The organism is Nostoc sp. UIC 10607 (genome assembly GCF_047228265.1).
Taxonomy (GTDB): Bacteria; Cyanobacteriota; Cyanobacteriia; order Cyanobacteriales; family Nostocaceae; genus Nostoc; species Nostoc foliaceum_A.
This window is the reverse complement of the sequence record NZ_JBIQNW010000130.1, coordinates 1-7,126: the sequence shown is the minus strand read 5'-3', so window position 1 is coordinate 7,126 and position 7,126 is coordinate 1. Positions and strand designations below refer to the sequence as shown.

Sequence of the window (7,126 nt, the reverse complement as noted above, 5' to 3'; positions counted from 1 at the left end):
TTTTATCCTTGTCGTTCTCACTTTGAGTTATATACAATTATTTGTATTTTTTTCTCAAAAACGAGTCGCACTGTTTCAATCCCTAATAGGGATTTTGATGAATTGCAATACTGTTTACTGCCGATGGACGCTTGTTATCTGTTTCAATCCCTAATAGGGATTTTGATGAATTGCAATTATAGAAACCAAGGAGCCAAGATGACCAACCTAGAGTTTCAATCCCTAATAGGGATTTTGATGAATTGCAATTATGCAAATACACCACGTTGACCGATGGGCAAAAGTTTCAATCCCTAATAGGGATTTTGATGAATTGCAATATCAAGGATATGTATACTTGATTCACGCCGTAGGGTTTCAATCCCTAATAGGGATTTTGATGAATTGCAATCCAGAGCTATTAGCGATTTAGGATGGAGGCAGTTTAGGTTTCAATCCCTAATAGGGATTTTGATGAATTGCAATAATTTGGTATGTTGCTAATTCTTCAATCAGAATCTGTTTCAATCCCTAATAGGGATTTTGATGAATTGCAATAGTACTTCCTGTAATCGCCTACGTTGGTCAATGTTTGTTTCAATCCCTAATAGGGATTTTGATGAATTGCAATATTTTACGCTAGGGGTGCTGGAGGGCGATTTGCAGAGTTTCAATCCCTAATAGGGATTTTGATGAATTGCAATGGCTGAGAGTAAATCAAGTGTTACGGCATCACGTGTTTCAATCCCTAATAGGGATTTTGATGAATTGCAATCCCACGCTCCACCACTTTTGGCAAGAGTTGCATCGTTTCAATCCCTAATAGGGATTTTGATGAATTGCAATGTTGAAGCCTACTGGCTATAGATATGTGTTGCGCTGTTTCAATCCCTAATAGGGATTTTGATGAATTGCAATGTTAGGGCATACCAACACTCTAAGGTTTACAAAGTTTCAATCCCTAATAGGGATTTTGATGAATTGCAATTTCACACCAGTGCATTGTAGTAGCTGTTCTTGTCGTGTTTCAATCCCTAATAGGGATTTTGATGAATTGCAATTTAGATTATCACTTTGGGCGATCGCCTGTAAACTAAAGTTTCAATCCCTAATAGGGATTTTGATGAATTGCAATAATCATCATTTGAGCATGGGGAGATACTAATGATGTTTCAATCCCTAATAGGGATTTTGATGAATTGCAATAGCGGGAGCCTAAAGGCCAAGCTATATTTAGTTTTCAAGGTGCGGTTGCGCGATTTAAGAGCAATCATAGCATTAGAGAATGAGATTGGAAAGAGTTTCGGGAAAGGTTGAAGGCTAAAACCTACTGATTGCAAGCATTTCAGAGATTGCGCGAATGAAAATTAGGCATTAGTGGGGTGAAATGCTTGCTGGGGTTGAGATAGAAGCACTTTTTTTCGGCTGTGGAATTTGTATACCTACCCTACCGCGCATTTGACCATACTATAAGGGAACTTAGCACAGAAAATTGTTTAGTCCCGTGGCTTTTCTTTGCTAATACGTCTGACTTTTCCCTAATAACAGCCACACAGCAAGAACGCTTGGATGGCAAACGAAGCTAATATTACGGTAAACTAATTCATAAATTGTAGTATTTGTTGTCGTAGTACTGTACGTATAACAAAGAATAAATAAAGATTTTCGCCAATTCAAGGTAGAGATGATGAAAGAAATAACACGCCGCAAATTTATCGCAACTGCCACTTTGGCGACGGGTTTTGCCTTGGCTGTGCAACCCATTTCTGCCCAAGTCATCAGCACCGAGGCTAAGGGTTTAGTAGCTGGTGCAGTGAAAATTCCTGTCAAAGATGGGGACATTCCTGCCTATAGAGCAGTACCTGCAACTGGTGAAAATTTCCCAATTGTTCTGGTACTCCAGGAAATATTTGGTGTACATGAGCATATTCAGGATGTCACTCGTCGCTTTGCTCAATTGGGGTATTTGGCGATCGCACCAGAACTATTCATTCGTCAAGGTGATGTCACTAAGTTAAGCAGTATAGACGAAATTCGCCCAATTGTCGCCAAAGTACCAGATGCCCAAGTTTTATCCGATCTTGATGCAACTGTAAATTGGGCTGTGAAATCAGCTAAGGGCAATGCCGATAAATTGGCTGTTACAGGCTTTTGCTGGGGCGGCCGCATTACCTGGCTATATGCAGCGCACAATCCCAAGGTGAAGGCAGGTGTGGCGTGGTACGGGCGACTCGTGGGCGATGCTACCGAACTTCAACCCCAGTATCCCGTTGATATTGCATCAAAACTGACAGTCCCCGTTCTCGGACTCTATGGGGGGAAAGATACGGGTATTCCCCTCGATACAGTAGAGCAGATGCGCGATCGCTTAAAGCAAAGCAGCAGCAAATCTGAAATCATCGTCTACCCCGATGCACCCCACGCATTTTTTGCCGATTATCGCCCTTCCTACCGCGAGAAAGAAGCTAAGGACGGTTGGAAACAGCTTTTGGCATGGTTTAAGGAAAATGGCGTGTAAGTCTGCGGAACAAAAAAAGCCTCCCGCGATGGGAGGCTTAAAATTTAGCGGAGAAAACTTATCAACCTACTGCGTAGCTACAGCAATCACTCCTCCTAATGCAGAGAAAATCGCAGATACGGTTGCTGTGGCAAACAGCCACCAAGATGCTGAAGCTGCGGCTTTGCGGGTTTCTTCCGCTTGCCGTTGTGCTTGATGCTTCACCTGTTCTAGGCGGCGTTGGGCTTCATGCTGTATGCGTTCTGCACGTTGTAATACTGTGTTGCGTGCCCGTTCAATTTGATCGATGATCCGGTTGGCATCTTCCTCAGAGATGTCCTCACGAGAACTCATAATTGCCACTAGGGTATCACGGTCAAAAGAAGACAGGCGATCGCGCAGAGCATCAAACCCTGCCTGGGGATCGTCAAAAAATGTGCGAACATCGCGCTTGATATTATCATAGTTAAGTTCTGGACGATCCAAGGAGTTGAGATAGTTACGAATGCGGGCAAAAACCCCGTCAATCGCATCTTGAATGCCTCGTTGGATATTTCGCACTTGTTCTACAAATTGATCCCTTACGGACACAATGTTATCGGCAATCCGCGCCGCTTCTTCATCGGAAATATCTTCCCGAATTTTCAGCAGGGCGATGATGGTAGAACGGTCAAAATGGGAAAGGCGATCGCTAAAAGTTTCTACTCCAACTCGTGGATCGTGTAACAGTAGTTGCAAGTCGCGTTTAATACCTTCAGGATTAAGTTCTTCCTTCCCAGTTTGGCGCAGGTACTCTTCCAGATAAGCTTTGAATGTTTCCGCTCTTTGCTGTGTCCGGGTGGCTAGGCGACGAGGCGCACGGACAAAGTTACGAATCGAAGTTTGGGTGGAATCAATGATTTCATTGACTTGTTCTTCACTCAAGTCTTTGCGTTGACTGAGCAATTTCACCAGTGTATCGCGGTCTATCTGCGACAACCGACGGCGCAGTGCTACGGCTCCCTCTTTGGGATTTTCAAACAATCTGGTCAAATCTCGCCCAATTCCTTCTGGATTGAGTTCTTGTTTACCAGTATTCCGCAGGTAATCTGCGATCGTGGTAGTAACAGAGTCGTATTGCTCTTTGGCTTTATCTACAACAGCTTGGGGTGTGTGGCGAATACTATGCCACGACTCCTCGGCAGCATTGATGATTTGATTAATCTGATCTTCACTCAAATCTTGCCGCTGATTCAACAATTGCACCAAAGTATCGCGGTCAAAGCGAGACAACCGTGCCCGAATGGAAGTAATTCCACTTTGGGGATCTTCGAGTAACTTTTTGAAGTCGGCGCGGATGGCATCAGGATTAAGTTCTGATTTCCCTGTGTTACGCAGATATGATTCTACATTCAGCCACAGGGTTTCTGCTTGATATTGTGCCTGTTCAGCCAGCCCTTTGGATTCTACCAAAACGCGATCGCGTTGTTTTTCCAACTCGTCCAGAATGCTGTCTACTTCATATAGCTGAATATCATTCCGTTCCAGCAATATCTCCCGAATTTCCTGACGTTCCAGGTGGGCTAGTCGCAATGTCAGGGTTTCATAATCTGCCTCTGAGTCTTGCAAGAGTGGTTTGAAATTCTGCTCAATACCTTCGGGTGTCAAATCTGCTTTCGGGGTAACGAGCAGATAACTTTCCACTGCGCGTTGCAAGTCTTGGACTATCTCTCTTTCTTCGATACCTGTAACTGTCACTAGCACTTCTTTGCGGACAACTTCTAGCTGATCTGCAATGCGCTGAATTTGGGCTTGGGTAAGTAGTCCCCGTTGTTGCAAGATATTGACAAAATCGTTGCGAGATAGTCGTTCTAGTTCCCTGCGGACGATTCCAGGATCAGCTGCTGGGTCGTAAATGACATCACGAAATTCCTGGGCGATTTTTTCCTGACTCAGTTGCCAAGCATAAGTGTTGTGCAGGTAGTTTTCAACATCAGCCCGAATTGGGCTATAGGGTTCTGATGGTGTTGGCAAACCTAGCTTATCTGCTTGTTGGGTAACTTTTTCTTTGGCGGTGGTGAGGCTACGCAAGATTTTTTCCACATCCAAATCAGACAAATCTGTGCGTCCCAACACAATGCCGGTTAAGGCAGATAGTCCTTGCTGGAGTGTACTTTGAATTGGCCCAGCGGCTGCCTTTTGGTCAGCTTCTTTAGAGCCACGCATTTCTGCTACTAATCGATCCAGTTTGGCGTTGAGTTCATCTGTCTTGCTTTGTCCTGGTGGAAGTGATTTCAGATAATCCATTAACTCACCCATGCGGTCTTGGGTGGGTGGTTGCTGGCTCACTACCTGTTGCCAAACTTTGTACAACGTTTCAGCAATCCGGTTAACGTCTTTTTTAGAAAGGTCGGTGCGACTGCTGACTAACTCGATAAACTTTTGGCGGTCGATGTTGCGGATATCTGGAGTCCCTGCGATCGCTTTTAATTGCGGATCGTTGAGTAAATGTTCAAAATCACTCCGAATCTTTGACACATCTAGTTCTGGAGGACGCAGCTTGTCTAAGTAATCCTCTATGTTCTCTCGGATACTCACAGGGTCGATGGCGCTGCCTAATTCCCGGCGGACAGCGGCGGCGGCGGCTTCAGCTGTCGCTACCACTTGGCTATTCACAGCCTTTGCGCCCAGTGCGGCGGTGGCTGTCCCCATAATCGCTTGAAAACCGGAAGTTGCCGTATTGACGACTGAGCCAATTAAGGAACCCACGGTGGTGGAACTTACCCAGACAAGGAGCAAAAAGTAAGCGCCCCAAATCACCAAACCGAGAATCGCCCCCAATGCTGGGTCTAAGATTACAAGGCTTAATTTAACCGCGAGAAAAGAAGCGATTAATAAGGCGATCGTCACAGTGACTAATGTCCAAATCCCCACTGCGGTGCCAATTTTGCGAATGTTACCGCCCAAACTTCCGGCTTCCCCAGTATCTGAATCCGAGTCAGATGAGTGCCCCAGGTAGGAAATACCGGCTGCAAGGGAGAGATTAGTTAGAACTAATTGGAAAGCAAAGGCTAGGATCACGCCGGAGATTAAAGCCACAAAAAAGCGCGGCCCGGAAGTGAGAACCGATGCCTGTGCTGGCGTGACATTTGAGGGATCTACTGGAATCTGTGCCACCCACAATAGTGGTTTGTAGAGTCCCAGCATGATTTCCGTACTTTGGAACATTGTATTTCCTTCTACTTAAGTTTAAATTTGGGGAATTAAGAATTTCTTGAGAAGCAACTCTTAGTATTTATGTTTGTACCTATGGCATTACCTAACTCTTTAGCTCAGAATCCTGGAATTTAGCTGTCTAAAGCATCTCTCCAAAGATTGAAAAGTGTATCCAGCGGAAGATATAACTTTTATTATCTCTCGGTGGAAATCTTAATCAAATTGCCACCTACTATTAATTATGTATGGCTAGTTTTTAATTTTTAATTGCTTATTTATAGCGATTGATTCTGTTTAAATTATAGTTTCTCACGAAACGTTTACATTTTTTGACATATCATTTTTTGCTCACCCTCCCAAGGTGGATTTGTCTACAACAAGATGTTTCTATTAATCGTCCATAAGAAGTGCCTGTGGTTTGTGCCTACAGGCAGAAAGAAGTCTAGTTATAAACAGGTACATTAAAGTTAACAAACAAATTGTTGAGAACAAAGCAAATGGCAACTAGATAATATTGCAGATATTTGCCCCTGTTTGCAACAAAATAAAATGGCAAAGATCGTAAAGGATTTCTATTTGTTTGGACTCCCCAAGCCGAGATTGGGAATGTAAGTTTTGCAGCAATCGGCTTTCTAGCCTATTTGGTTTGATAATTAGCAGGCTATAGTATCCTGCGCGAGGTTTTACACCTGATTGGCTACTAGAAACTAAATACCTAAAAAGCTACTAAATTTGGAGGAAAAATGGCAACTCAAGAAACTCGTTCTTCTACTGATTTACCACCTGTTGCACCAGAATACAACGGCATAGATCGCAATGCATTTCTTTTTGGTTGGACACCTCAAGCCGAAATTTGGAATGGTCGCTTGGCAGCAATTGGCTTTCTAGCCTATTTGCTTTGGGATTTAGCCGGTTATAGCGTCTTGCGCGATGTTTTACATCTGATTAGCTACTAGAAATCATCACCTAAAAAACTACTAGATTTTGGAGAAAAAAATGGCAACTCAAGAAACTCGTCCCTCCACTGATTTACCAACTGTTGCTAAAGCTTACAACGGCGTAGATCGTAATGCATTTCTATTTGGTTGGACACCTCAAGCCGAACTTTGGAATGGTCGCTTGGCAGCAATTGGTTTTCTAGCCTATTTACTTTGGGATTTAGCTGGTTATAGCGTCTTAAGGGACGTACTACACCTAATTAGATATTAGCAATAGCTCAGGATTGACAAGTAAGGGAGTATAAATAAATACTCTAACCATAAACCCGACTTCTCACTAAAAGTCGGGAATTTATCTCCTGAGCATTTTATCTTTAATTAGGTTGACCAAATAATTACGGCTCTCCCAGAGTAGTTATGATAAAATAGTACGAAAAATCAAATATATTTCAATACAATTACCAGTGATTGGTGTCAATAACCCAAGCTGGGAAGGAAATGCAGAAGTAATTGAGAG

At 43.4% G+C, this 7,126-nt stretch carries 4 protein-coding genes, 1 pseudogene and 1 CRISPR repeat array; of the genes and pseudogenes, 4 read left to right on the top strand and 1 reads right to left on the bottom strand.

The window, feature by feature from the left end:
* Nucleotides 1–72 precede the first annotated feature (72 nt).
* Nucleotides 73–1,185: a CRISPR direct-repeat array (repeat unit 37 nt; unit sequence GTTTCAATCCCTAATAGGGATTTTGATGAATTGCAAT).
* Nucleotides 1,186–1,666: 481 nt separating this feature from the next.
* Entirely contained in the window at nucleotides 1,667–2,497 is an 831-nt protein-coding gene (locus tag ACEYW6_RS35320; protein ID WP_412983463.1) for a dienelactone hydrolase family protein, read from the top strand.
* Nucleotides 2,498–2,563: 66 nt separating this feature from the next.
* Here the strand turns inward: ACEYW6_RS35320 and ACEYW6_RS35315 are convergent, their stop codons facing one another.
* Entirely contained in the window at nucleotides 2,564–5,683 is a 3,120-nt protein-coding gene (locus ACEYW6_RS35315; RefSeq protein WP_412983462.1) for an MFS transporter, read from the bottom strand.
* A gap of 536 nt (nucleotides 5,684–6,219) precedes the next feature.
* On the opposite strand from ACEYW6_RS35315, the pseudogene ACEYW6_RS35310 reads away from it, so the two are divergent.
* From ACEYW6_RS35310 to ACEYW6_RS35300, 3 genes and pseudogenes are all read left to right on the top strand, one after another.
* Nucleotides 6,220–6,375 (top strand): annotated as a pseudogene (locus tag ACEYW6_RS35310) (high light inducible protein); the annotation flags it as partial.
* Between the two features lie 39 nt (nucleotides 6,376–6,414).
* Nucleotides 6,415–6,627 (top strand): high light inducible protein, encoded by a 213-nt coding sequence (locus ACEYW6_RS35305; protein WP_190890516.1) that lies wholly within the window; start codon nucleotides 6,415–6,417, stop codon nucleotides 6,625–6,627.
* A 40-nt stretch (nucleotides 6,628–6,667) separates the two neighbouring features.
* A complete protein-coding gene (locus ACEYW6_RS35300; RefSeq protein WP_412983461.1) occupies nucleotides 6,668–6,880 on the top strand; it encodes a high light inducible protein in 213 nt (70 codons plus the stop codon).
* Nucleotides 6,881–7,126 lie beyond the last annotated feature (246 nt).

Bases quoted from the DNA above. Each gene is read 5' to 3' on its own strand.
- ACEYW6_RS35320 (WP_412983463.1), top strand. From the start codon at position 1,667: ATGAAAGAAATAACACGCCGCAAATTTATCGCAACTGCCACTTTGGCG.
- ACEYW6_RS35315 (WP_412983462.1), bottom strand. From the start codon at position 5,683: ATGTTCCAAAGTACGGAAATCATGCTGGGACTCTACAAACCACTATTG.
- ACEYW6_RS35305 (WP_190890516.1), top strand. From the start codon at position 6,415: ATGGCAACTCAAGAAACTCGTTCTTCTACTGATTTACCACCTGTTGCA.
- ACEYW6_RS35300 (WP_412983461.1), top strand. From the start codon at position 6,668: ATGGCAACTCAAGAAACTCGTCCCTCCACTGATTTACCAACTGTTGCT.